The sequence below is a fragment of the Streptomyces sp. NPDC001027 genome, assembly GCF_040299045.1.
Taxonomy (GTDB): Bacteria; Actinomycetota; Actinomycetes; order Streptomycetales; family Streptomycetaceae; genus Streptomyces.
This window is the reverse complement of the sequence record NZ_JBEPBI010000529.1, coordinates 1-2,033: the sequence shown is the minus strand read 5'-3', so window position 1 is coordinate 2,033 and position 2,033 is coordinate 1. Positions and strand designations below refer to the sequence as shown.

At 72.1% G+C, this 2,033-nt stretch carries 2 protein-coding genes; both read right to left on the bottom strand.

Features of this window, described 5'->3' with window-relative positions:
* Positions 1-250: 250 nt before the first annotated feature.
* A complete protein-coding gene (locus ABT300_RS43565; protein ID WP_351688594.1) occupies positions 251-1,216 on the bottom strand; it encodes an ABC transporter permease in 966 nt (321 codons plus the stop codon).
* A partial coding sequence (locus tag ABT300_RS43560) for an ABC transporter ATP-binding protein (RefSeq protein WP_351688591.1) occupies positions 1,216-2,033 on the bottom strand: 818 nt, incomplete at its 5' end. The genes ABT300_RS43565 and ABT300_RS43560, both read right to left, overlap by 1 nt.

Here is a 2,033-nt window from a genome sequence, read left to right as displayed (position 1 = left end):
GGCGGATCCCCGAGCTGCTGCCGGCGCCGCCGCTGTCGGTCCGGCTCACCACCTTGCGCAGCTACGACACCGACACCGGCGCCCTGGAGGTGCTGGAGCCTCGCTCCTGAGACCCGCCGTCGGTAGAGGAGTGTCTGACGACGTGACAGCACGTGCAGGGGCGGCCGTACTTGTGGGCCGCCCCCTGATAGTGACGTGACGTCGCCCCGTCGCCACTGCCGACTACGGTCGTGCCCGCGCGGGCGTCGCGTCAGAGCACCCGGCGCCGCAGCGTCCAGGCGCCGAGCGCGAGGAGACCGGCAGACAGGGCGAGGAAGACGCAGCTCTCCACGGCCTGCATGCTCCAGAACTGCGACGCGGGATGGTATTCGGCGGTCTGCGAGGCCACGCCCTGCCGGGTGAGGCAGCTCTGGATGGTCTCCGTGCCGTCGCAACCGGAAGGGTTGAAGGAGATCTCCCGGCCGCTCTTGTCGTAGTACGTGGAGCCCACCCGCCAGGCGTCGTCGGGGACCCAGCTCTTGCCGCCCCGTTCGCTCTCCCCGGTGCTCTGCGCCACGGTGCCGGTGATGCGCTCGGCCGCGACGTAGTGGGGCCGGGCTGCCGCGCCGAGGCCCACGAGCACGGCCAGGTACACGGCGAGGGTGATCGCCATCGCCGTGACGGTGTTGCGGAACAGCAGGCCGGCCGCGACGCCGACGGCGAACGCCAGCACGGTGTACGCGGCGAGGGTCAGCCCCTGTGTCTCGAAGCCGGGAGTCAGCAACGGCCCCCGGGTCACGTGGTTGAGCGGCTTGAGCGCCCAGACGCCGCCGAGTCCCAGCACCAGCATCACCAGTGCCACCGGTCCGCCGGCCACCAGGACCTTGGTCGCCCACCAGCGGCGGCGGCTGACCGACTGGGTCAGCCCGAAGACATGGGTGCCGTGCTCGATCTCGCGGGCGAACAGCGGAGCGCCCGCGAACATGCCCAGGAGCACGGGCAGACAGAGCAGCACCATGGGGATGACGGAGGCGTAGGTCTTGTACGTGTCGCTCAGCGCGTTCATGGCGTCGACCGGACAGCCGTCCTGGATGCGCAGACACCCCGCGATGCCGTGGTCGCCCATGTACGAGACCGCGTCGAGCCGGTAGTAGGTCATGACGGAGGCGACCGCGGCCACGAGCAGCGCGGTGACGAGGAGTTGGAGGCGTTGCTGACGCCAGGCGACCCACAGCATCAGGCGGCCACCTCCGCGCTGCCGTGCTCCTCCGCGTCGCCTCGCCGGGCGGCCGCCGCGCGGGAGGAGCGCAGATAGGCCATGGTGAGTTCCTCCAGGGTCGGCTCGTGCGACTCCCAGCCCGGCGTGTCCGCCTCCGGGTCGCGCACCAGCACGGTGGCCTGCCGTTCGGTGCGGCGCGACTCGACGACGTCGCCGGCGGGGAGCGGTCCCTCCGGGCCCCGGTTGGGGCCGATCATGAGGCGGTGGGCGGCGAGCAGGTCCTCGACGTCGCCGGCCAGCATCACCCGGCCGCCCGCCAGGAGCAGCAGGTGATCGCAGATGCCGTCGAGGTCGGCGAGGACATGGGACGAGAGCAGAACGGTCATGCCCGTCTCGGCGACCTCCTGCATCAGCACCTGCATCACCTCTTCCCTGGCCAGCGGATCGAGGTCGGCCAACGGCTCGTCGAGCACGATGAGTTCGGGGCGGCGTCCCAGGGCGACGGCCAGCGCGACCCGGGTGCGCTGACCGCCGGAGAGGGTGGAGATCCGGGCCTTCGCGGGGACTCCGGCCGCGTCCGTCAGGCTCCTGGCGTAGGCGGCGTCCCACCGCTGGTTCAGGGCGCGTCCGGCGCGCAGCATCTCCTCGACGGTGAAGCCCCGGTACAGGGGTTTGTCCTGGGCGAGGAAGGCGAGCCGCGGGTGGGCGCCCCGGCGTCCGGGGGCTTCCCCCAGCACGCGCATGGCGCCTTCGGTCGGCGTCAATAAGCCCGTCGCGAGCGACATGAGGGTGCTCTTGCCCGCCCCGTTGGGGCCGACGAGGGCGGAGACCCGGC

Excerpts from the sequence above, each read along its gene's own strand:
- ABT300_RS43565 (WP_351688594.1), bottom strand. The coding sequence starts at position 1,216 with ATGCTGTGGGTCGCCTGGCGTCAGCAACGCCTCCAACTCCTCGTCACC.